The 23,369-nt window shown below is 63.8% G+C and carries 18 protein-coding genes, 3 tRNA genes and 1 pseudogene; 20 read left to right on the forward strand and 2 right to left on the reverse strand.

What is annotated here, in order from left to right:
• Positions 1-3 precede the first annotated feature (3 nt).
• Both BN1188_RS14865 and BN1188_RS14870 read left to right on the forward strand, forming a co-directional pair.
• Entirely contained in the window at positions 4-963 is a 960-nt protein-coding gene (locus BN1188_RS14865; RefSeq protein ID WP_040262208.1) for a tRNA dihydrouridine synthase, read from the forward strand.
• A 112-nt stretch (positions 964-1,075) separates the two neighbouring features.
• The gene (locus tag BN1188_RS14870; protein ID WP_040262210.1) at positions 1,076-1,528 is read left to right on the forward strand and encodes an Hsp20 family protein; all 453 of its coding nucleotides are present in this window, start codon (positions 1,076-1,078) and stop codon (positions 1,526-1,528) included.
• A gap of 78 nt (positions 1,529-1,606) precedes the next feature.
• Here the strand turns inward: BN1188_RS14870 and BN1188_RS14875 are convergent, their stop codons facing one another.
• Together BN1188_RS14875 and BN1188_RS14880 are read right to left on the reverse strand one after the other, a co-directional pair.
• Positions 1,607-4,516: a sensor domain-containing protein gene (locus tag BN1188_RS14875; protein ID WP_040262211.1), complete on the reverse strand. Its 2,910-nt coding sequence runs from the start codon at positions 4,514-4,516 to the stop codon at positions 1,607-1,609.
• A 39-nt stretch (positions 4,517-4,555) separates the two neighbouring features.
• Complete coding sequence (locus BN1188_RS14880) at positions 4,556-5,434, reverse strand: LysR family transcriptional regulator (protein WP_040262212.1); 879 nt, start codon at positions 5,432-5,434, stop codon at positions 4,556-4,558.
• A 163-nt stretch (positions 5,435-5,597) separates the two neighbouring features.
• Here BN1188_RS14880 and leuC point away from each other — a divergent pair, with 163 nt between their 5' ends.
• The 18 genes and pseudogenes from leuC to BN1188_RS14970 all read left to right on the forward strand — a co-directional run bounded on the left by leuC (position 5,598) and on the right by BN1188_RS14970 (position 23,205).
• Positions 5,598-7,031 carry a 3-isopropylmalate dehydratase large subunit gene (leuC, locus tag BN1188_RS14885; RefSeq protein WP_040262213.1) on the forward strand — a complete coding sequence of 478 codons (1,434 nt, stop codon included), beginning with the start codon at positions 5,598-5,600 and terminating at the stop codon, positions 7,029-7,031.
• Positions 7,028-7,669 (forward strand): 3-isopropylmalate dehydratase small subunit, encoded by a 642-nt coding sequence (gene leuD / locus BN1188_RS14890; protein ID WP_040262214.1) that lies wholly within the window; start codon positions 7,028-7,030, stop codon positions 7,667-7,669. Before leuC ends, leuD begins: the two co-directional genes overlap by 4 nt.
• 103 nt (positions 7,670-7,772) lie before the next feature.
• Positions 7,773-8,855 carry a 3-isopropylmalate dehydrogenase gene (leuB, locus tag BN1188_RS14895; RefSeq protein ID WP_040262215.1) on the forward strand — a complete coding sequence of 361 codons (1,083 nt, stop codon included), beginning with the start codon at positions 7,773-7,775 and terminating at the stop codon, positions 8,853-8,855.
• 63 nt (positions 8,856-8,918) lie between these two features.
• Positions 8,919-10,031: an aspartate-semialdehyde dehydrogenase gene (asd, locus tag BN1188_RS14900; RefSeq protein WP_040262216.1), complete on the forward strand. Its 1,113-nt coding sequence runs from the start codon at positions 8,919-8,921 to the stop codon at positions 10,029-10,031.
• Between the two features lie 191 nt (positions 10,032-10,222).
• Complete coding sequence (locus tag BN1188_RS14905; RefSeq protein ID WP_040262217.1) at positions 10,223-11,224, forward strand: aspartate-semialdehyde dehydrogenase; 1,002 nt, start codon at positions 10,223-10,225, stop codon at positions 11,222-11,224.
• A gap of 75 nt (positions 11,225-11,299) precedes the next feature.
• Positions 11,300-13,885 (forward strand): motility hub landmark protein FimV, encoded by a 2,586-nt coding sequence (locus BN1188_RS14910; RefSeq protein WP_040262218.1) that lies wholly within the window; start codon positions 11,300-11,302, stop codon positions 13,883-13,885.
• Positions 13,886-13,958: 73 nt separating this feature from the next.
• Positions 13,959-14,813, forward strand: coding sequence for a tRNA pseudouridine(38-40) synthase TruA (gene truA / locus BN1188_RS14915; RefSeq protein WP_408633607.1), 855 nt, complete (start codon positions 13,959-13,961; stop codon positions 14,811-14,813).
• Positions 14,814-14,874: 61 nt separating this feature from the next.
• Positions 14,875-15,498, forward strand: a complete 624-nt coding sequence (locus tag BN1188_RS14920) for a phosphoribosylanthranilate isomerase (RefSeq protein WP_040262220.1) — start codon at positions 14,875-14,877, stop codon at positions 15,496-15,498.
• Positions 15,499-15,700: 202 nt separating this feature from the next.
• Positions 15,701-16,615 carry an acetyl-CoA carboxylase, carboxyltransferase subunit beta gene (gene accD / locus BN1188_RS14925; protein WP_040262221.1) on the forward strand — a complete coding sequence of 305 codons (915 nt, stop codon included), beginning with the start codon at positions 15,701-15,703 and terminating at the stop codon, positions 16,613-16,615.
• Positions 16,612-17,919, forward strand: coding sequence for a bifunctional tetrahydrofolate synthase/dihydrofolate synthase (gene folC, locus BN1188_RS14930; RefSeq protein ID WP_040262222.1), 1,308 nt, complete (start codon positions 16,612-16,614; stop codon positions 17,917-17,919). The genes accD and folC overlap by 4 nt, the downstream gene beginning before the upstream one ends.
• Positions 17,903-18,519 (forward strand): annotated as a pseudogene (locus BN1188_RS14935) (SPOR domain-containing protein). The gene folC and the pseudogene BN1188_RS14935 overlap by 17 nt, the downstream one beginning before the upstream one ends.
• Positions 18,520-18,650: 131 nt before the next feature.
• Complete coding sequence (locus tag BN1188_RS14940; RefSeq protein ID WP_040262223.1) at positions 18,651-19,232, forward strand: CvpA family protein; 582 nt, start codon at positions 18,651-18,653, stop codon at positions 19,230-19,232.
• A gap of 16 nt (positions 19,233-19,248) precedes the next feature.
• Positions 19,249-20,754, forward strand: a complete 1,506-nt coding sequence (gene purF / locus BN1188_RS14945) for an amidophosphoribosyltransferase (protein WP_040262224.1) — start codon at positions 19,249-19,251, stop codon at positions 20,752-20,754.
• An 11-nt stretch (positions 20,755-20,765) separates the two neighbouring features.
• Positions 20,766-21,980 (forward strand): O-succinylhomoserine sulfhydrylase, encoded by a 1,215-nt coding sequence (locus tag BN1188_RS14950; protein ID WP_040262225.1) that lies wholly within the window; start codon positions 20,766-20,768, stop codon positions 21,978-21,980.
• 5 nt (positions 21,981-21,985) lie between these two features.
• Entirely contained in the window at positions 21,986-22,753 is a 768-nt protein-coding gene (locus tag BN1188_RS14955) for an SDR family oxidoreductase (RefSeq protein ID WP_040262226.1), read from the forward strand.
• Positions 22,754-22,835: 82 nt separating this feature from the next.
• Positions 22,836-22,911, forward strand: a tRNA-Val gene (locus BN1188_RS14960).
• A 45-nt stretch (positions 22,912-22,956) separates the two neighbouring features.
• Positions 22,957-23,033: transfer RNA gene (locus tag BN1188_RS14965), tRNA-Asp, on the forward strand.
• Positions 23,034-23,128: 95 nt separating this feature from the next.
• Positions 23,129-23,205 (forward strand) — tRNA-Asp (locus tag BN1188_RS14970).
• The last annotated feature ends 164 nt before the right edge of the window (positions 23,206-23,369 follow it).

The raw sequence follows: 23,369 nt of genomic DNA on the forward strand, positions 1-23,369 counted from the left end.
ACCATGCAACTTGCCTTGGCCCCCATGGAGGGGCTGGTCGACAATATTCTGCGCGATGTACTGACTCGGGTCGGCGGCATCGACTGGTGCGTCACTGAATTCATCCGCGTCTCGGACCGTGCCCTGCCACCCTCGAGCTTTCTCAAGCTGGCGCCGGAACTGGCCAATGGCAGCCAGACCCGCTCGGGTACGCCCTTGCATGTGCAGTTGCTAGGGTCTGAACCCAACCTTCTGGGCGATAGCGCGGCGGTGGCCTGCGAGCTGGGCGCGCCTGTGATCGACCTGAATTTCGGGTGCCCGGCCAAGACAGTCAACCGCTCCCGAGGGGGCGCGGTGTTGCTCAACGAGCCGGAACTGCTGCATGCCATTGTCAGCCAGGTGCGTCGGGATACCCCGTCCCATGTTCCCGTCACCGCGAAGATGCGTCTGGGCTATGCCAGCCCCTCCAGTGCCATGGACTGCGCCCGGGCGCTGGCCGAGGGTGGCGCCGAGCGCATTGTCGTCCACGCGCGTACCAAGCTCGACGGTTATAAGCCACCCGCGCACTGGGAATGGGTGGCGCGGGTGCAGGACGTGGTGAAGGTTCCGGTCTATGCCAATGGTGAGATCTGGACAGTGGAAGACTGGCAGCGCTGCCGTGAAATCAGCGGAGCGGCGCATTTCATGCTGGGCCGAGGGCTGGTATCGCGTCCGGACCTGGCCCTGCAGATTGCCGCGGCAGCTCAGGGCCAGGCCATCACGCCGATGGAATGGGAGCAGGTAGTGCCCATGCTGCAAGATTTCTGGGGCCAGGCCACGGCGAAGCTGTCACCGCGCTATGCACCCGGCCGCCTCAAGCAGTGGGTCGCGATGTTGACGCGCACTTACCCTAGAGCAGTGGCGCTGTTCTCGGCCCTCAGAAAGGAAACCGATTGCGCGCGCATCGATGCCCTGCTGGGGCTGACTGAACCTGCCCTGGCTTGAAAAAAGCTGACGAACGGTCTTGAAAGTGTTTGGCGAGTCCATATCTGTTTAGTACGCGATGCCGCAGTCGGGTCGCGGATTCAACTACTCGCTGAACTCTCAGGAGATCGTCATGAGCACTGCATTTTCCTTGGCACCACTGTTCCGTCATTCCGTTGGCTTCGATCGTTTCAACGATCTGTTCGAGTCGGCGTTGCGCAATGAGTCGGGTAGCAGCTATCCACCCTACAACGTCGAGAAGCATGGCGATAACGAATATCGTATCGTCGTGGCCGCTGCAGGCTTCCAGGAGCAGGACCTCGACCTGCAGGTCGAGAAAGGTGTGCTGACCGTCACCGGCGGCAAGAACCGCGAAGGTGACACCAGCAGCGTCACCTACCTGCACCAGGGCATTGCCCAGCGGGCCTTCAAGCTGTCGTTCCGTCTGGCCGACCACATCGAGGTCAAGGCCGCGGCCTTGCAGAACGGCTTGCTGAACATCGACCTGCTGCGCGTCGTGCCGGAAGAGGCCAAGCCAAAACGCATCCCGATCGGTGGTACGCAGCAGCCTGTGCTGGAACATTGATCGCTCGACGCGAGAAGTGAAAAGGGGGCGCCTGGTGGGGCGCCCCCTTTTTTTTGCATTCGGCCATCGAGGGGCCTTTCATGCCCCGATCAACATGGCCTGGAATTCCTCGAAGGGCACGGCCCGGCTGTACAGGTAGCCTTGGTACAGGTGGCAGCCCAGGCGGTCTAGAAACTCCAATTGCTCGCTGAGTTCGACACCTTCGGCAATTACCGTAAGGTTCAGGCTGCGCGCCATCGCCACAATCGCGCGGATGATTTCCGCATCGTTGGGATCATGGGTGCAATCTCGCACGAAAGACTGGTCGATCTTCAAGGTGTCTACGGGCAAGCGCTTCAGATAGGTCAGGGAGGAATAACCGGTGCCGAAGTCATCCATGGCGAAGGTCACCCCCATGCGCTTGAGCGCGCGCATCTTGTTGATGGTGTCGTCCAGGTTCTGGATGACGATGCCTTCGGTGATTTCCAGCTTGAGCAGACTGCAGGGCAACTGATTGTCACGCAGGCTGCGCTCGATACGGTCGACGAAATCCGCCTGCCGGAATTGCCGCGGGCTGATGTTCACGCACAGGCTGAAGCCGTCGACATCGATCAGGCCGGCCTGCAGCAAGCGCGCGCAAGCGCCGCAGGCTTGATCGAGAATCCAGTTGCCGACATCCAGAATCATTCCGCTTTCTTCCAGCACCTGAATGAATTGGGCAGGAGATTGCTGACCTAGCTGAGGATGCAGCCAGCGCAACAGCACCTCCGCGCCTATGATCCGTTCGGCCCGGGCGTCGAGCTGGGGCTGGAAATACAAATGCAGCTCGCCTCGGGCAATGGCCAGGCGCAGGTCGTTCTCCATGCGTAGGCGTTCGCTGGCTATCTTCTGCATGGCGCTATGGAACATCTGCGCGGTATTGCGCCCCGAATCCTTGGCGCGGTAGAGGGCTATATCGGCGCGCTTGAGCAAGTCCGCCGGCGTGGTGCCGTGGTCGGGTATCAGTGCCATGCCGATGCTGGGCGTGACCCGTAGCCGATGACCGTCCAGCGACATGGGTTCCGCGAGCAGTTCGCGCAGGGTGTCGGCCAGGGCGCGCACTTCTTCGGTCACCTCGCTACGGCTGCCCTCCAGCCCACCGATGAGTATCACGAATTCGTCGCCACCCAGGCGGGCCACGGTATCTTCCAGGCGTACGCTGGCTTCCAGCCGCGCCGTGATCACCTTGAGCACAGTATCGCCCACGGGGTGGCCGAGGGAGTCATTGATATGCTTGAAGTGGTCCAGGTCCAGGAAGAGCAGGGCGCCGCGCTGGTTATGGCGCTTGAGCACGGTGATTTGCTGGCTGATGCGTTCCATCAACAGGGCGCGGTTGGGCAGGTTGGTGAGGGGGTCGTGGTAGGCCAGGTGCTGGATCTGCGCCTGAGCGTTCTTCAACTGGCTCATGTCCCTGGCGGTCATCAACAGGCACGGCCCCTGCTCCAGGGCAATCGGCTCCAGGGTGATCTCCAGGATCAACGGCTCACCGGTCTTGCGTCGGCCAATGACTTCTCGGTGTCGAACTCGACCGAAGCGCTTGAGTTGGTCTTGTAGGGCATCGCGCTGATGGTCATCGGACCACAGCTCCAATTCCTCGGCGGTGCGGCCGATTACCTCGCGGGCGGTCCAGCCGAAGGTTTCGCAGAACGACGAGTTCACCTCAACGAAACGACCGCTGGCCTGCTCGCTCACGCACACCGGATAGGGGCTGGCCTGGAACAGGCGGATGAACTTGTCTTCGGAATTCTGCAGGCGGTGTTCCCGGCCCACCTGGTCAGAGATGTCGATCAGGGTGCCGGCCATCCGGGTCGGGATCCCCTGTCCGTCGCGATACAGACGCGCCCGGGTTTCCAGGTAGCGATGGCTGCCGTCGTTCAGTTGTACGCAGTAGGTGGCCTGGTAATGAGGGCTGGCACCGCTGAGTACCTCGCGGAAGTGCTCGATCAAGGCTTCGCGCTCCTTGCGCGCCAGCCGCCCGAAAAATGCCCGGAACGGCGCGTGCAGGGCTTGCTCCGGCAAATTGTGCAGCGCCGCGGCCCGGGGCGAGGCATAGAGCATGCCGCTGGGCAGGTGCCAGTCCCAGGTCCCCAGCCGCGCCGACTCAATGGCCAGGTCCAGCCGCTCCTGGCTGTCCTTGAGCAGTTGCTCGGCGCGCAGGCGTTCGGTGGTGTCAACGAAGGTACTGAGCAGGAACGGGTAGCCGTCCAGCTCGATGTTCTGGCTGCACAGAATGCCCTCGCGCAAGTGTCCGGCCGCCGTGCGCAGCCTCACTTCCCGGGTGACTGGCTCATTGTTGGCCAGCGTGGCCTGTACCCACTCCAGGCGTCGGGGCGGGTCGGCCCACAACTCGAGTTCTTCGGTGGTGCGGTTTACCGCCTGGGCAACGGGCCAGCCCAGCACCTTCTCGAAGTGATGGTTGACCTCGTAGATCATGCCGTCGTTGCGGCGGGTCACCATGACCACGTTAGGGCTCAGATGGAAGAGTGTGGCGAAACGTTGCTCCGAAGCCATGAGGGCGGTTTCCCGCTCCCGCTGGAGGGTGATCTCACGGACGACACCGACCATGTGTGGCCGGCCGTCCCGCCCCGTTACCAGGCTGCCACTGATCTCGATCCAGTGGAGGCTGCCGTCGGGCCAGCGAATGCGATGGCGCATCGGATGATCCTGGGGCTCGCCTCGCAGCACCGCTTCGAAGGCCAGTACGGTACGGCCGCGGTCTTCCTCCGGCAGCAGATCCAGGTAGTCGATGTCGGCCGCCAGGCGTTCATTGGGGTCGAAGCCGAACAAGGCCTGGGTGCCCCTGGACCAATTGATCAGCCCGCGCTCGATATCCCAATACCAGGCGCCCAGGCGCGCGCCATTGAGCGCGGCGAGCAGTTGTGAGGCGTTCTCCCAGGCGGCTTCCGCTTCCTTGGGGTCCACTGCCTGGATGCGGGGCAAGCGAGCGCGTGGGTTGAGGCTCTTGGGCATGGGGCCGGGCTTCCTTGATCGGGCAATTGCCTGGTGCTTTCAAGAAGGGACAGTCTCCGCTTCCAGTAATGCCATGAACGCGCGGGCGGCATTAGAAAGCGTACGTTCCGTATGTACGATGTAGCCTAGCTGGCGACTCAGCTGTACGCCTGGCAGTGAAAGCCGAGTCACCTGCTCGTCCAGCATGGTGCGCGGCAGCACACTCCAGGCCAGTCCGATGGATACCATCATCTTGATGGTTTCCAGGTAGTTGGTGCTCATGGCGATATTTGGCGTCAGCCCCCGCGCCTGGAACAGATGCCGCACGATGTGATGGGTGAAGGTATTGCCTCCAGGGAACACGGCGGGGTGGCGAGCGATGTCCTCCACCGATACCTCGGCTTGCCGGGCCAAGGCATGCTCGGGTGCCGCTACCAGGTCCAATGGGTCGTCCCAGATATGCACGGCCTTGATCAGGCCGTAAGGCTCCGGCGCCAGGGTAATGACGGCCAGTTCCGCGCGGCCATGGAGAATTTCCTCATAGGCGACTTCGGAATCGAGGAACTGAATATCCAGTGCCACGTTGGGGTAACGGCGGGTGAAGGCCCGCAGTAAGGGCGGCAACCGGTGCAAGCCAATGTGGTGGCTGGTCGCCAGGGTCAGGCGGCCGGTGACTTCGCCATTGAGGTTGCTCAGTGCGCGGCGTGTGTCCTCGAGCACATTGAGGATCTGGTAGGCCCGGGGAAGCAGGGCGCGACCCGCCTCGGTGAGGCTTACTTCACGGCCCAGCCGGTCGAACAGCCGTGTGTCGAGCTGGGTTTCGAGGCCGGCGATGCGCTTGCTGATGGCCGGCTGGGTAAGATGCAGGCGCTCGCCGGCATTGGAAAAACTCCCGGTTTCAGCGACGCTGATAAAGGCAGTAAGGTTGGCCAGATCCACGGACTCGAATTCCTTGTTGTTATCCAGAATATAAAAAATATGAATTTGAGTTATTGAATCTAACGCCATAGCATGTCTATCACAAGCCTGGGGTTTTTATTTGAGCCGCGACAAAACGCCGCCGCCCCCTGTGCAAAGTCATGCCTGACGAGGAGTTGTTTCGATGGCCGGTAAAACCCTTTATGACAAGCTCTGGGATTCCCACCTGGTCAAGCAGCGGGACGATGGTTCCGCGCTGATCTATATCGATCGTCATATCGTTCACGAGGTGACTTCGCCCCAGGCTTTCGAAGGACTACGCCTGGCCGGTCGCGCGCCCTGGCGCGTCGACAGCATCGTTGCCACGCCGGACCACAACGTGCCCACCACCCCGGAACGCAAGGGCGGCATCGAGGCCATCGCCGACCAGGTGTCGCGCCTGCAGGTGCAGACGCTCGACGACAACTGCGATGAATACGGCATCACCGAATTCAAGATGAATGACGAGCGTCAGGGCATCGTGCACGTGATCGGCCCGGAGCAGGGTGCGACCCTGCCCGGCATGACCGTGGTCTGTGGTGATTCCCACACGTCCACCCATGGCGCCTTCGGCGCGCTGGCCCACGGCATCGGTACCTCGGAGGTGGAGCATGTACTGGCTACCCAGTGCCTGGTCGCCAAGAAGATGAAAAACATGCTGGTTCTGGTCGAAGGCGCCTTGCCCTTTGGCGTGACCGCCAAAGACATCGTGCTGGCGGTCATCGGCAAGATCGGCACCGCTGGCGGCAACGGTCATGCCATCGAGTTCGCCGGTAGCGCCATTCGCGACCTCTCTGTGGAAGGCCGCATGACCATTTGCAACATGTCCATCGAAGCAGGGGCCCGGGTTGGCCTGGTAGCTTGCGACGAGAAGACCATTGCCTACGTGAAGGGGCGCCCCTTCGCTCCGAGCGGCGCGGATTGGGACAAGGCCGTTGCGGCCTGGCAAGGCCTCAAGTCCGATGACGACGCCCATTTCGACACCGTGGTGCGCCTGGACGCCGCCCAGATCAAGCCTCAGGTCAGCTGGGGGACCTCGCCGGAGATGGTGCTGGCGGTGGATCAGAATGTGCCGGACCCGGCCGCCGAGGCGGACTTGGTCAAGCGTGGCTCCATAGAGCGCGCGCTCAAGTACATGGGCCTGCGGCCGAACCAGCCGATCACCGACATCCGCCTGGACCGCGTCTTCATCGGCTCATGCACCAACTCGCGGATCGAAGACCTTCGTGCCGCGGCGGACGTGGCCAAAGGGCGTAAGGTAGCTTCCACCATCAAGCAGGCCATCGTGGTACCAGGCTCGGGCCTGGTCAAGGCCCAGGCCGAGCGTGAAGGGCTCGACCGTATCTTCATCGAGGCGGGCTTCGAATGGCGTGAGCCGGGCTGCTCCATGTGCCTGGCCATGAATCCGGATCGCCTGGAGGCCGGGGAACACTGCGCGTCCACTTCGAACCGCAACTTCGAGGGCCGTCAGGGCGCGGGCGGTCGCACTCACCTGGTGAGCCCGGCCATGGCCGCGGCCGCCGCGGTGACCGGCCACTTCGTCGATGTCCGTGAATTGTCCGAGGAGCGCGCAGCATGAAAGCCTTTACCCGTATCACCGGCCTTGCCGCCCCCCTGGATCGCGCCAACGTAGACACGGACCAGATCATCCCCAAGCAATTCCTCAAGTCCATCAAGCGCACCGGTTTCGGGCCCAACCTGTTCGACGAGTGGCGTTACCTGGACGTGGGCCAGCCTTACCAGGACAACTCCAAGCGGCCACTGAACCCGGAGTTCGTGCTCAACCAGCCACGCTACCAGGGCGCGAGCATCCTGCTGGCCCGGGAAAACTTCGGCTGCGGTTCCAGCCGCGAACATGCACCCTGGGCCCTGGACGAATACGGCTTCCGCTGTGTGATTGCGCCCAGCTTCGCCGATATTTTCTTCAACAACAGCTTCAAGAACGGTTTGTTACCGATCATTCTCAGCGCCGCGGAGGTGGACAAGCTGTTCCGGCAGGTCGAGGTCGAGCCGGGCTACCAGCTGACCGTTGACCTGGCCGCGCAGACCGTGACCCGTCCCGACGGCAAGGCCTACAGCTTCGAGATCGACGAATTCCGCAAGCACTGCCTGCTTCACGGCCTGGATGACATCGGCCTGACCCTGCAGGACGCCGACGCCATCCGTGCTTTCGAAAGCAGGCACAGGGCCGCGCAGCCCTGGTTGTTCCGTCAATAACCGTCCTGGCAGCAGCCGCGCTTGCGCGCGACCGGGCCCAACAGACAAACGCCAGGTTGCGAATGAATCCATGGCGCCATTGAACATTTGAATGAGAACACGCATGAGCAAGCAGATCCTGATTCTCCCTGGCGACGGCATTGGCCCGGAAATCATGGCCGAGGCCGTCAAGGTGCTGACCCTGGCCAACGAACGCTACGACCTGGGCCTGACCCTGTTCGAGGACGTGATCGGCGGCGCCGCCATCGACCGCCATGGCGTTCCTCTGGCAGACGAAACCCTGGCACGCGCTCGCGCCGCCGACGCGGTCCTTCTCGGCGCAGTGGGCGGCCCCAAGTGGGACCGGATCGAGCGTGACATCCGCCCGGAACGTGGCTTGCTCAAGATCCGCTCCCAGCTGGGTCTGTTCGCCAACCTGCGTCCGGCCATCCTCTATCCCCAGTTGGCGGACGCCTCGTCGCTCAAGCCGGAGATCGTCGCTGGCCTGGATATCCTGATCGTGCGCGAGCTCACCGGGGGCATCTATTTCGGCGCGCCACGCGGCATGCGCGAGCTGGATAATGGCGAACGCCAGGCCTATGACACTTTGCCGTACAGCGAAAGCGAGATCCGCCGCATTGCCCGGGTGGGCTTCGAGATGGCCCAGGTGCGCGGCAAGAAACTCTGCTCGGTGGACAAGGCCAACGTGCTGGCATCCAGTCAGCTGTGGCGGGAAGTGGTGGAAGACCTCGCGAAGGATTATCCTGAAGTCGAGTTGAGCCACATGTACGTGGACAACGCCGCCATGCAACTGGTGCGGGCCCCCAAGCAGTTCGACGTGATGGTCACCGACAACATGTTCGGCGACATCCTTTCCGACGAAGCCTCCATGCTTACCGGTTCCATCGGCATGCTGCCCTCGGCGTCCCTCGATGCGAACAACAAGGGCATGTACGAGCCTTGCCATGGTTCGGCGCCGGACATCGCCGGGCAGGGTATCGCCAACCCCCTGGCGACCATTCTTTCGGTCTCCATGATGTTGCGCTACAGCTTCAACCAGGTCGAAGCGGCCGAGGCCATCGAGGCGGCGGTGGGCAAGGTACTGGACCAGGGCCTGCGCACTGGAGACATCTGGTCGGCCGGTTGCGTCAAGGTCGGTACGCAGGAAATGGGCGACGCAGTAGTCGCGGCCCTGCGAAATCTGTAATCTCTCGGGCCCGCCGCGATTCGGCAAGGGCGGCGGCCCACTTTTTTCAAGGGTGTAGTTGCGATGAAACGTGTAGGTCTGATCGGTTGGCGCGGCATGGTCGGTTCCGTGCTCATGCAGCGGATGCTGGAGGAGCAGGACTTCGACCTGATCGAACCGGTGTTTTTCACCACCTCCAACGTAGGTGGCGAGGGCCCCGCCGTGGGCAAGGATGTCGCGCCCCTCAAGGATGCCTACAGCATCGACGAACTGAAAAGCCTGGACGTGATCCTGACTTGCCAGGGTGGCGACTACACCAGCGAAGTCTTCCCCAAGCTGCGCGAGGCGGGCTGGAAGGGTTACTGGATCGACGCGGCGTCCACCCTGCGCATGCAGGATGACGCGGTCATCGTGCTGGACCCGGTCAACCGCAAGGTGATCGACCAGCAACTGGACGCCGGCACCCTCAACTACATCGGCGGCAACTGCACCGTGAGCCTGATGCTCATGGGGCTCGGTGGCCTGTTCGAAGCCGGCCTGGTGGAGTGGATGAGCGCCATGACCTACCAGGCCGCCTCCGGTGCCGGTGCTCAGAACATGCGCGAACTCATTCGCCAGATGGGCGCCACCCAGGCGGCCGTGGCCGATGACCTGGCCAATCCGGCCAGCGCCATCCTCGACATCGACCGCAAGGTGGCGGCCGCCATGCGTGGCGAGGCCTTCCCTACCGAGCAGTTCGGCGTACCCCTGGCCGGCAGCCTGATTCCCTGGATCGACAAGGAATTGCCCAACGGCCAGAGCCGTGAAGAGTGGAAGGGCCAGGCCGAGACCAACAAGATTCTCGGCCGCTTCAAGAACCCGGTGCCGGTGGACGGTATCTGCGTGCGCATCGGTGCCATGCGTTGCCATAGCCAGGCGCTGACCATCAAGCTGAACAAGGACGTACCCCTGGCCGATATCGAAGGCATGATCAGCCAGCACAACCCTTGGGTGAAACTGGTGCCGAACCACCGTGAGGCCAGCATCCAGGAACTGACCCCCACCCAGGTGACCGGTACCCTGAACATCCCGGTTGGGCGCCTGCGTAAACTGAACATGGGTTCGCAGTACCTGGGCGCCTTCACCGTCGGCGACCAGTTGCTGTGGGGCGCGGCCGAGCCGTTGCGGCGCATGTTGCGCATCCTGCTGGAACGCTGATCGCGGCTTCCAGGGCCACGGCCGGCGCGGCGAGCTCGATCCGCGGGCTCCTCCAGCCGTTGGCGCATATGAAGCGCTTGTACCCGCCGGGCCGGCGCGGCTGCTGGTGGCTTTCCATGGGAAGGTCGCCGTCAGCCGCGTTTTTCATTTCCGGGCCCGGACAATGACACCCTTGTTCTGGAGAACGATTCATGCCCGATACCCTGGATATCGCCATTGTTGGCGCCACCGGCACCGTAGGCGAAACCCTTGTACAGGTACTCGAGGAGCGTAATTTCCCGGTAGGCCAGCTTCATCTGTTGGCGAGCCAGGCCTCGGTGGCGCAGTCCGTGCCTTTCCAGGGTCGTAACCTGCGGGTGAAGGCACTGGACGGTTTCGATTTTGCCCAGGTAGGCCTGGCGTTTTTCTGCGCCACTGAAGCGGTGAGCGAGGCTTGCGCGCAGATGGCCGCGAAGGCTGGTTGCACGGTGATCGACCTAGCCGCGGCCGGTGGCGTGCCCGTGGTGGTACCGGAAATCAACGGCCACGAGCTGGGCGAAGCGCCCTGGCCGCAACGGCTGGGCACCCCAGGGAGTATCGCCACGGCGGTGGCCTTGGCGTTATCGCCCCTGAGCCATCTGCTGACGCTCGAGCACCTGACGGTGACCGCCTGCCTGCCCATGTCTGCCCAAGGTCGCGAGGCGGTCAGGGAACTCGCTCGGCAAACCACCGAACTGCTCAATGCGCGCCCCTTGGAACCCCAGCTATTCGACCGGCAGGTAGCCTTCAACCTGTTGGGCCAGGTTGGCACTCCGGATGCGGCGGGTCACCTGGCACTGGAAAAACGTGCTCACCGTGAATTGCGCGAACTGCTACGAATGCCTTTACTCAATGTGGCGGTGAGCTGCATCCAGGCACCCGTGTTTTTCGGCGATAGTCTGAGCGTGACAGTACGCACCGCCGAGCCCGTCGACCTGCAGGCGGTATGCCAGGCATTGGAGCGAGCGCCCGGAGTGGAGTGGACCGGGGCGCAGGACTACCCCACCGCGGTGGGCGATGCGGTAGGTCAGGACGTTTTGTATATAGGCCGGGTACGCTCGGGCATCGACGCCCCGTGCGAGCTCAGCCTCTGGCTTACCCTGGACAATGCTCGCAAGGGCGCGGCCCTCAACGCGGTACAACTGGCGGAATTGTTGATAAAAGGCCTTTCGTAAAAGATACTTGGGCATACTTTGTAAAAGTTTTCACGAACGACGACGCTCGTCCGGCACGCACAAAAGGATCTGGCCATGGTTCAAGTTCGCAAACTGGTCTTGGCGATAGCCGCGGCAACAACGCTGTCTTCCGGGCTGGCGCAAGCCTTGGAACTGGGTGAGTTGACTTTGAAGTCGGCCGCCAACCAGCCCCTGGTGGCGGAAATCGAATTACGCGACGTCGCCGCGCTGACCGCGCCGGAAATCGTGCCCAGCCTCGCTTCCCCCGAGGAGTTCGCTCGCGCCGGGCTGGACCGCCAGGCTTTTCTGAACCAGCTCAGCTTCACACCTGTGATCAACCCCAGCGGTCGCAGTGTCATCCAGGTGACCTCGGCGGCGCCCTTGCCCGAGCCCTTGGTCAAGTTTCTGGTTCAGGTGATCTACCCCAGTGGCCGCTTGCTGCGTGACTACAACGTGCTGGTCGACCCTTCCCGGTTCTCGCCCCAGGCCGCTCAGGCAGCGGTGACCCCCGCGCCCACCCCAGCGGTAAGCGCGCCTGGCCCAGCGGCCCGCGAATACAAGACCGGCAACCGTGACACGCTCTGGGAAATCGCTGCCCGCTACCGCCAGCAAGCTTCGGTTCAGCAGACCATGCTCGCCATTCAGGCCTTGAACCCGGACGCCTTCCAGGACGCCAACATCAACCGTCTGCGCTCCGGCCAGGTGCTGCGCCTGCCGGATGCCAGCGACGCCACCGCATTGCCACAGGCCCAGGCCGTGGCCGAGGTGGCGCGGCAGAACGCCGCCTGGCGCGAGGGTCGCCGATTGGGGCCGCGAGCTCAGCAACTTGACGCTACCCAGCGCAACGGCTCCGGCACGGCCCCGGCCCCGGCTCAGCAGGATAACCTGCGCCTGGTTTCCGGTGAAAACGCACAGGGACGCGGCAATGGCCCAGCGTCTGATAACAGCAAGGCCTTGGCGGACAAGCTGGCGGTGACCCAGGAAAGCCTGGACAGCACCCGTCGCGAAAACGGCGAGCTACAAAGCCGACTGGCCGATCTGCAAAGCCAGCTGGACAAGGCCCAGCGGCTGCTGCAACTCAAGAGCGATCAGTTGGCCCGCCTGCAAGGGCTCGCCGGGTCGCCCGACGCTACTACGGTCCAGCCATCCGACAACGCCGCGGCGCCTGAACCGGCGCCAGCTATCAATGCCGAGCTGACACCACCGCCAAGCGTTCCCGCGACCCCGGAAAGTGCAACGGCCCCTGGCGACGCGGCGCAGGTGACGCCAACCCCGTCGCCGGACCCGACCGCGGCAGCCCCGGCGCTTGCGCCAGACGGTACCCAGGAAGACGAGGGCAATCCCTGGCTGGTAGGCGCTGCCGCCGGCGTGGCCGTGGCCGCGCTGCTGCTGGCCGCCTGGCTGCTGGCCCGCCGACGAAAGGCCCAACAAGAGTCGGAGCGGCACGCGCGCATGGCACGAGAGCTGGCCGAGAGCCAGGACATGCGCGCTGAAGACTTCGATTTGCCCGCCACCAGCTTCGAAGGGCTTGGCACCGCCGCGCCCTCGGTGCGCCTGTCGCCGGCAATGGTCGCGGCCTCGGCGGCTGCCGCCGCGGCCGCGGCCGCGCCGCCCGTTTATGAACGTCCCAGCCGCCCGGCCCCGGTGAGCGATGTACCTTCGGTCGCCTCCCTGGTGGTGTCGCCGGCCGAGGATGACCCTTTGGCCCAGGCCGAGGAGCACATGGCTCATGGGCGGTACACGCGAGCCGCCGACATACTTGAAGTTGCCAGCGAAGCCGAGCCCGAGCGCAGCGATTTGCGTTTGAAACTGATGGAGGCCTACGCTCACCAAGGTGACCGTGATGGTTTCGTGGCCCAGGAGCGTCGCCTGATGGCCGACGGGGCCAACCAGGCGCGCGTCGAAGAGCTCAAGTCACGCTTCCCGGCCATGGCCGGGCTCGCCGCCGGGCTGAGCGCGGCGGCCGTTGCCGCAGAGCTTGACGCCCAATACGTCAAGGACCTGCTGCAGGACGATGCCGGTGCGCCTGAACCTATCGGCGATGTGTTCGATACGGATTTCGACCTGAGCCTGGACGGCATCGAAACCGCGCCGGAAACGCCGGCCCCCGTGCGTGAGCCAGCGGAGGCCGCCACGCCGGAAAGCCTGGCGGCGGCCACCGATACGCCAGACTTCGACACCTTGCTTCGAGAGAGCGCGGCCGAACGCGCCAGCGAGCCCGCTCCAGAACTGGAGTCGGTCCAGGCTGAAGCATTGACCGAGCAGGAACTTCCCGAGTCTGCCGCCCCGGCGGAGGCGGAGGAAGAGCGCGATCCACTGGATGACTTCGATCTGTCTCTCTCGGACGAGCAGCAGGATGATCAGGACCGCTTCGCCTCGGATGTGAGCGACGTCAATTCCCAGCTCGACCAGCTGTCTCGCAGCCTGAGCGAGGCGTCAGCCAGCAACGGCCTGCATAATGGCAGTGGCGCTTCCGGCGGGCTCGACGAATTCGACTTCCTGGCTGACTCCGATGAAGTTACCACCAAGCTGGACCTGGCCCGCGCCTATATCGAGATGGCCGATGCCGAGGGCGCGCGGGACATCCTCGACGAAGTGCTCAAGGAAGGCACGGTGGCTCAACAGAAGGAGGCGCGGCAGATGCTCGCCGCCCTGAGCTAGTTTCAAGTGCAATTCCGTTGACGGCAGCCTCCCGGGCTGCCGTCGTCGTTTCCTAAGATGGGTTGTTGAGTTGGTGGATATCTACGAAAGCGCGGTCGATGAAGTGGCCGCGGCGGGCTACAGCCGCATTGCCCTCGGGGTGGAATACAAGGGCTCGCGCTACAAAGGCTGGCAGCGCCAGGCCGACGGCGTGCGCAGCGTGCAGGAAACCCTGGAAAAGGCCTTATCCAGGGTAGCGGCCAGCCCGGTCTCGGTACTCTGCGCCGGACGCACCGACGCCGGCGTGCACGCCTGCGGGCAGGTGGTGCATTTCGATACCCAGGCGGTTCGCCCAGAGCGCGCCTGGGTAATGGGGGCCAATGCCGAGCTGCCCCATGACATCAGTGTCACCTGGGCAAGGCCGATGCCGGCGGACTTCCATGCGCGTTTCAAGGCAGTAGCCCGTCGCTATCGCTATGTCATCTACAACGACCCGATACGTCCCGCGCACCTGGGTGAAGAAGTGACCTGGAATCACCGGCCCCTGGACGTCGCGCGCATGGCCGAGGCGGCCGCGCCGCTGCTCGGCACCCACGACTTCAGTGCCTTCCGCGCCAGTCAGTGCCAGGCCAAGTCGCCGATCAAGCAGTTGCACCATCTACGGGTAACCCGTCATGGCCAGATGATCGTCATCGACGTTCGCGCCAATGCCTTCCTTCACCATATGGTGCGTAACCTGGCAGGTGTGCTCATGGCCATCGGCAGTGGCGACAAACCGGTGAGCTGGGCCAGGGAAGTGCTCGAAGGCCGAGAGCGGCGCCAGGGTGGAGTCACCGCTCATCCCTATGGACTGTACCTGGTTAGCGTGGAGTATCCCCAGGCCTATGCGTTGCCTGATCGTTATATCGGGCCACACTTCCTTACCGGCTTCGCCGACCTGCCAAGCTGACGCGGGCCGGCACCTCTGCTACCATCCCCCGACTTTTCGAACAGCTGGAGGTAGTAGCGTCATGGCCGCCGTTCGCAGCAAAATCTGTGGCATTACCCGCGTCGAGGACGCCCTGGCCGCGGCCCGCGCCGGGGCCGACGCCATAGGCCTGGTGTTCTATCCACGAAGCCCGCGCGCGGTGAATGTACGCCAGGCACGGGAGATCATCGCCGCGCTGCCGCCGTTCGTGACGGTGGTAGGGCTGTTCGTCAATGCATCGTCCTGCGAGGTCAACGAAACCCTGGACGCGGTTCACCTCGACCTGCTCCAGTTTCACGGCGACGAAACCCCCGAGCAGTGCCAGCGCTACGAGCGTCCGTATATCAAGGCCCTGCGCGTGAAGCCCGGGGATGACATCGCCGCGGCCTGTGAGCATTACCGTCACGCCAGCGGCTTGCTCCTCGACGCCTATGTCGAAGGCGTGCCTGGCGGAACGGGCCTGGCATTCGATTGGAACCTGGTGCCCGCCGGGCTGCCGAAGCCTATCATCCTGGCCGGCGGTCTCACGCCGGAAAACGTCGGCGAAGCCATCGAGCGCGTGCGGCCCTATGCAGTCGACGTCAGTGGCGGGGTTGAAGCGAGCAAGGGCATCAAGGATGCCGATCGTGTCGAGGCCTTCGTCAAGGCCGTGCGTTCCCGGGATTGAACCGCCCTGGATGGCAATGTGACGGCGGCGGCGGAGCCGCCGTCGTAATTCTTCAGCGCGCCTGGGTGGTCCCCGAGCGCGCTTGCGTATTTTTCGAGAGGGTGAGGCGCGCCGGCGCTCCCCTGGTTTTGAATGACCGTGGCGGCCCCTTGGTCCCCGGCCCGGCCCGCGATCGGGTCGCCCAGTTACTGGAGAAACAGGCATGAGCAACTGGTTGGTAGACAAACTGATCCCTTCGATCATGCGTTCCGAGGTGAAGAAGAGTTCGGTGCCCGAGGGGCTCTGGCACAAATGCCCGAATTGCGAGGCGGTGCTGTACCGCCCGGAATTGGAGAAAACCCTCGACGTTTGCCCCAAGTGCAACCACCACATGCGCATCGGTGCCCGCGCGCGGCTCAACATTTTCCTGGATGCCGACGGTCGCGAGGAGCTGGGGGCGGACCTGGAGCCGGTCGACCGCCTGAAATTCCGCGACGGCAAGAAGTACAAGGATCGCCTCACCGCCGCGCAGAAGCAGACTGGCGAAAAGGATGCGCTCATCTCCATGAGCGGTACCCTGATGGGCATGCCGGTGGTGGCCAGCGCCTTCGAGTTCAGCTTCATGGGAGGTTCCATGGGCGCCATCGTCGGCGAGCGCTTCGTGCGCGCGGCCAATCATGCCCTCGAGAACCGTTGCCCGATGATCTGCTTTGCCGCTTCCGGCGGGGCACGCATGCAGGAAGCCCTGATTTCCCTGATGCAGATGGCCAAGACTTCGGCCGTACTGGCCCGGCTGCGCGAAGAAGGCCTGCCCTTCATCTCGGTGCTCACCGATCCTGTCTACGGCGGCGTATCCGCCAGCCTGGCGATGCTCGGCGACGTGATCGTGGGCGAGCCCAAGGCGCTGATCGGCTTCGCCGGTCCACGGGTCATCGAGCAGACCGTGCGTGAAAAGCTGCCCGAAGGCTTCCAGCGCAGCGAATTCCTCCTGGAGCATGGCGCCATCGATCTGATCATCGACCGCCAGGAGTTGCGCCCGCGCCTGGCCCGCCTGCTGGCCCAGATGATGAACGTGCCAACCCCCGGCCAGGCCGTGATCGCCGCTCCGTCGGCAGAGCCCGCGCCTGTCGAGGTATGAAGCCTCGTAGCCTGGCCGACTGGCTGACCTACCTGGAGCAGCTTCACCCCGTGGCGATCGACATGGGCCTGGAGCGCTCCCGGAAGGTGCTCGACCGGCTGCAACTGGGCCCACTGGCAGCTCGGGTCATCACGGTCACTGGCACCAATGGCAAGGGTTCCACCTGTGCGTTCCTGGCCAGCCTGTTGGCACGGCAAGGCTTGCGAGTAGGCGTATACAGTTCGCCGCACCTTATACGCTACAACGAGCGGGTGCGGCTCGATGGTCGTGAAGCCAGCGATGCGCAGCTGTGCGCCGCCTTCGAGGTCGTCGAGGCCGCCCGTGGCGACACCACGCTTACCTATTTCGAAATGGGCACCCTGGCGGCCTTCTGGCTCTTCGCTTCGGCGAACCTCGACGCGGTGGTACTTGAGGTTGGCCTGGGGGGGCGTCTTGATACGGTAAACCTGATCGACGCCGATCTGGCGCTGGTGACCAGCATCGGCATCGATCATGCCGAATGGCTGGGGGATACCCGGGAATCGGTTGCCTTCGAGAAGGCAGGCATTCTTCGGCCCGGTCGCCCAGCGCTTTGTGGCGATCCCTCACCACCACAGCCCTTGGTGGACGTCGCCCAGGCCAAGGGTTGCCCGTTGCTCGTACGCGGGGTCGCCTTCGATCTGACCATGGGCGATGCCGCCTGGCAGTGGCGAGGGCAGGGCACTGACGGACAAGCGTTGGCGTTGAGCGATCTACCATTGCTTGACCTGCCCATGGAGAACGCCGCGCTGGCGTTGCAGGCCTTTGCCCTGCTGGCGCTGCCCTGGCGGCAGGCCGAGATCGTCCAGGCCCTGCTCGCCACCCGGGTCACCGGCCGCCTGGATCGTCGCTGCATCGACTGGCGCGGCAAGCCCTTGAGGTTGCTGCTCGACGTTGGCCACAACCCCCATGCCGCCCAATACCTGAGCCGGCGTCTGGCTGGCGGAGCCGCTCCGGCCAATCGGCACGCTGTGTTCGGCTTGCTCGCCGACAAGGACCTGCCCGGCGTGGTCGAGCCGCTGCTGCCCTGCCTCGGTGACTGGGCGGTGGCGCCGCTGCCCTCGCCGCGAAGCCGGCCTGCCAGCGAACTGGACAGCGCATTGGCGAACCTTGGCGCTCGGGTAACGTCACATGGCAGTGTCGAGGATGCCCTGGCCTACCAGTGCGAGCAGGCGGGCGCCCACGACGAGATACTGGTGTTCGGATCTTTCTATTGTGTCGCCGATGCCCTGCAGTGGCTCGAGCGACACGGCCTGGAGGTAGCCGTCGATGGCTTTGCTGGATAACGTCTTCAAGCAGCGCATGGTTGGAGCCCTGGTGTTGATCGCACTGGCGGTGGTGTTCCTGCCGATGCTCTTCAGTCGCCCTGACGAGTTGCGCGAGGTGCGTGTGGACGCGCCCGCGGCGCCTGCCGCTCCGGTGGTGCCGGATGTGAAGGTGCAGCCGGCCGCCGTTCCGGACGCCCCGACAGCGGCAGTGGCCAGTGAGCCCCCTGCCCAGGCGCCCGTGGCCATGCCGCCCGCCCAACCGCCTGTTCACGTCACGGCCCGGGCCTCGGCCCAGGCCCCCCAGCCGCGGCCCCCGCGACGCCAGCTCCGGCTGCGGTGGCCAAGACCGATACAGCCAACAAGCTCGACGGCAATGGCGTCCCGGTCAGCTGGTCGGTTCAATTGGCCAGCCTGTCCAACCGGGCCGGTGCCGATGCGCTGCAGAAAACCCTGCGCGCCCAGGGATACAACGCCTATGTGCGGTCTTCCGAGGGCAAGAACCGGGTATTCGTGGGCCCGTTGATAGAGCGCGCCGAGGCCGAGCGCGTGCGCGACGTCATCAATCGGCAGCAGAACCTCAAGGGCTTCGTGGTTCGCTTCGAGCCTGAACGCGCCTGAACGTGGGTGCCGGGCTAGACCAGGCCCGGCGGTCAGTGGCGATAGGGCGATGCCTGTCATGGTGAATGCCGCTTAACCGGAACCTTCCTCTCTGCTAAAATGCGCGGCCTTATCTGTCTGTAGGCCGAAAAGTGGCATTCACCTGGGTCGATTGGGCGATCATCGCGGTCGTCGCCATCTCCGCGTTGATCAGCTTGAAGCGCGGCTTCGTCAAGGAAGCCCTCTCGCTGCTTACCTGGATAGTGGCGGGCGCCGTGGCCTGGATGTTCGGCGGCGGCCTGGCCCCGTACCTGGAGAATTACATCCAGACCCCCTCGGCCCGTGTCATCGCCAGTTGCGCCATTCTTTTCGTGGCTACCCTGCTGGTCGGGGCCATGGTGAATTTCCTGATCAGCGAGTTGATCCGTGTCACCGGTCTTTCGGGAACCGACCGTTTCCTGGGCATGGTCTTCGGCGCTGCCCGAGGCGGGCTGCTGGTAGTGATCGCCGCGGGGCTGATGAGCCTGGGGCCGGTCCAGCAGGACCCTTGGTGGCAACAATCGCAGCTGTTGCCTCGTTTTCTTCTTGTCGCCGATTGGTCGAAAAATCTCGTTCTGGGGATGAGCAGTCAGTGGTTGGCGGCCGGGGTTACCTCGCCGGTCGAGATTCCGTTCAAGGAGCACCTTCTGCCGACGCCGAAAGCGGCGCAGCAAGGGTCCGTTCAGGTTCACTAAGTAGGGGTTGTGTCGCATGTGTGGCATCGTCGGTATCGTCGGTAAGTCGAACGTCAATCAGGCGCTGTATGACGCGTTAACCGTCTTGCAGCATCGCGGCCAGGACGCTGCCGGTATTGTGACCAGCCACGATGGCCGGTTATTCCTGCGCAAGGACAACGGCCTTGTGCGCGATGTGTTCCAGCAGCGGCACATGCAGCGCCTCGTGGGCCACATGGGGATCGGCCATGTGCGCTACCCCACGGCGGGCAGCTCCACCTCGGCCGAGGCGCAGCCGTTCTACGTGAACTCCCCCTACGGGATCACGCTGGCCCACAATGGCAACCTCACCAATGTGGAGCAGCTGGCCAAGGAGATCTACGCCTCGGACCTGCGCCACGTGAATACGAGTTCGGACTCCGAAGTGCTGCTCAACGTGTTCGCCCACGAGCTGGCGGTGCGCGGCAAGCTTCAGCCCACCGAGGAGGATGTGTTCGCGGCGGTAAAGGATACTCACAAGCGCTGCCGGGGTGGCTACGCGGTAGTGGCCATGATCACCGGCTATGGCATCGTCGGCTTCCGTGACCCGAACGCCATCCGCCCCATCGTGTTCGGCCAGCGCCACACCGATGAAGGTGTGGAGTACATGATCGCCTCAGAGAGCGTGGCCCTCGACGTGCTGGGCTTCACCCTGATCCGCGACCTGGCGCCGGGCGAAGCCGTGTACATCACCGAGGATGGCAAGCTGCATACCCGCCAGTGCGCCCCCAATCCGCACTACGCGCCCTGCATTTTCGAACATGTCTACCTGGCGCGGCCGGACTCGATCATCGACGGTATTTCCGTCTACAAGGCTCGCCTGCGCATGGGTGAGAAGCTCGCCGAGAAGATTCAGCGCGAGCGCCCCGAACACGATATCGACGTGGTCATCCCGATTCCTGATACCAGCCGCACCTCCGCCCTTGAGCTGGCCAACCAGCTTGGGGTGAAGTTCCGCGAAGGCTTCGTGAAGAACCGCTACATTGGTCGCACCTTCATCATGCCGGGCCAGGCGGCCCGCAAGAAGTCGGTCCGGCAGAAGCTGAACGCCATCGAGCTGGAGTTCCGCGGCAAGAATGTCATGCTGGTGGACGACTCCATCGTGCGCGGTACCACCTGCAAGCAGATCATCCAGATGGCCCGCGAAGCCGGGGCCAAGAAGGTGTACTTCTGCTCCGCCGCGCCGGCGGTCCGTTACCCGAACGTCTATGGCATCGACATGCCCAGTGCCCATGAGCTGATCGCCCACAACCGCAGTACTCAGGAAGTGGCGGACCTGATCGGCGCCGACTGGCTGATCTACCAGGACCTGCCGGACCTCATCGACGCGGTGGGTGGCGGCAAGGTGAAGATCGATCATTTCGATTGCGCGGTGTTCGACGGCAAGTATGTCACCGGCGACGTGGACGAAGCCTACCTGAGCAAGATCGACACGGCTCGCAATGACATGGCCAAGGTGAAGACACAGGCTGTGAGCGCCATCATCGACCTCTATAACAACTGAAGGAGCAGGCCATGAGCCAGGACTGGGACGCAGGACGCCTTGACAGTGATCTCGACGGCGTGGGCTTCGACACCCTGGCGGTGCGCGCCGGCCAGCATCGGACGCCGGAGGGCGAACACAGCGACCCGCTGTTTTTCACGTCCAGCTACGTGTTCCGCACCGCCGCCGACGCGGCGGCCCGTTTTGCCGGAGAGGTACCTGGCAACGTTTATTCGCGCTACACCAACCCCACCGTGCGCTCGTTCGAGGAGCGCATCGCGGCCATGGAAGGGGCGGAGCAGGCGGTGGCATTCGCCACCGGCATGGCGGCCATCACCGGCGTGGCCATGGGGCTGTGCAGCGCGGGAGATCATGTGCTGATATCCCAGAGCGTGTTCGGTTCGACCATCAGCCTGTTCGACAAATACTTCAAGCGCTTCGGTATCGAGGTGGACTACGTACCGCTGGCCGATGTAGGCGATTGGGAGCGGGCGATCAAACCCAATACCCGCCTGCTGTTCGTGGAATCCCCCTCCAACCCCCTGGCGGAACTGGTGGATATCGCCGCGCTGGCCGAGGTGGCCCATGCCAGGGGCGCGCTGCTGGTGGTGGACAACTGTTTCAGCACGCCGGCCTTGCAACAGCCGCTCAAGCTTGGCGCCGACATCGTGGTGCATTCGGCGACCAAGTTCATCGACGGCCAGGGGCGCTGCATGGGCGGTGTGGTGGCTGGACGCGCGGAACACTTGAAGGAAATGGTCGGCGTGGTTCGTACCGCAGGCTTTTCCCTCAGCCCGTTCAATGCCTGGGTTTTTCTCAAGGGGCTGGAAACCTTGAGCCTGCGCATGCGCGCCCACTGCGCCAATGCCCAGGCCCTGGCCGAATGGCTGGAACGCCAGCCGGGCGTGGAGCGGGTGCACTATGCAGGCCTGGAGAGTCATCCCCAGCATGCCTTGGCACGGCAGCAGATGCGCGGCGGTTTCGGCGGTGTGGTCAGTTTCGAGGTCAAGGGCGGCAAGGCCGGTGCCTGGGCTTTCATCGACGCGACTCGACTGGTATCCATCACTGCCAACCTGGGCGACAGCAAGACGACCATCACGCACCCGGCCACTACCTCCCACGGCCGGTTGTCACCCCAGGAGCGTGAAGCCGCGGGCATCAGTGACAGCCTGATCCGGGTGGCGGTGGGGCTGGAAGACTTGGCTGACCTTAAGGCCGACATGGCTCGAGGCCTCGCGGCGCTGTGATACCCATGGAAATTGTCGGGAGCGGCTTCAGGGACGCCAAGGTGGCACTGGTGACCGGCGCCGCGCGCGGGATAGGCCTGGGCATCGCGGCCTGGTTGCTGGTGGAAGGCTGGAAAGTGGTGCTCAGTGACATCGATGTGGAGCGCGGCCGTCTGGTGGCGGATTCCCTCGGAGAGGGCGCTACCTTCGTCGGCATGGACGTGGCCGAGGAAAAGCAGGTGGTGGCCGGTGTCGCCGAGGCTCTGGCGCGTTTCGGTCGCCTCGATGCCCTGGTCTGCAACGCCGCCGTGGCCACGGCTCATAACGGCCCGCTGGAAAGTCTTTCGCTGGCTCGGTGGCGTCGGGTGCTGGACGTGAATCTGACAGGCACCATGCTGTTGGCGCGTCATTGCGCACCTTACCTGCGGGCGCGCAATGGTGCCATTGTCAATCTCTGTTCGACCCGGGCCCATCAGTCCGAGCCCGATAGTGAGGCCTATGCCGCCAGCAAGGGCGGCGTACTGGCCTTGACCCATGCTCTGGCTGTAAGTCTCGGCCCGGAAATCCGGGTCAATGCCATTTCCCCCGGATGGGTCGATGCGCGAGACCTCGGCGAGCGTCGGGCTGCGCCATTGGACGAGCAGGATCATGCCCAGCATCCGGTCGGGCGCGTCGGCACGGTGGAGGATATTGCTGCCGCTGTGTCCTGGCTGCTGTCGGTGAACGCTGGCTTCATTACAGGGCAGGAGTGGGTCGTCGACGGCGGGATGACGCGCAAGATGATCTACGTTTGAAGGTTTTGAAAAAAACTTCAAGCAGGGTATTGACTTACATGCGCCTCCTGTCCAAAATGCGCACCACTTCGACGCAGTACACGGGTGATTAGCTCAGCTGGGAGAGCATCTGCCTTACAAGCAGAGGGTCGGCGGTTCGATCCCGTCATCACCCACCACTTCGAAGTGCTCTGATTCTAGAGCGGACGAAAGTCCACCGACGCGCAGCGGTAGTTCAGTCGGTTAGAATACCGGCCTGTCACGCCGGGGGTCGCGGGTTCGAGTCCCGTCCGCTGCGCCATTTTTACTCCAGGTTTGGTTGCCTACAAGCTTGAGATCGAAGCACACCCCGCCTCGGTCAGTCGTTGCACCCTGGGCGAAAGCCTGATTCATCACGCAGCGGTAGTTCAGTCGGTTAGAATACCGGCCTGTCACGCCGGGGGTCGCGGGTTCGAGTCCCGTCCGCTGCGCCATATCTCGTTGGAAACGCCTGAACCGTTTCCAGCATTGGAGAAGCGACCTTAGGGTCGCTTTTTTCGTTTCCGCTGGCTGAACCGAAGTCGTGCGGTTAGGCCTGTCTTGCGCCATTTGCGTGCGTGCCAGACCAGCCTTGCTCCAGTCACTCGCGAAACTTCAA

The organism is Pseudomonas massiliensis (assembly GCF_000826105.1).
GTDB lineage: Bacteria > Pseudomonadota > Gammaproteobacteria > Pseudomonadales > Pseudomonadaceae > Aquipseudomonas > Aquipseudomonas massiliensis.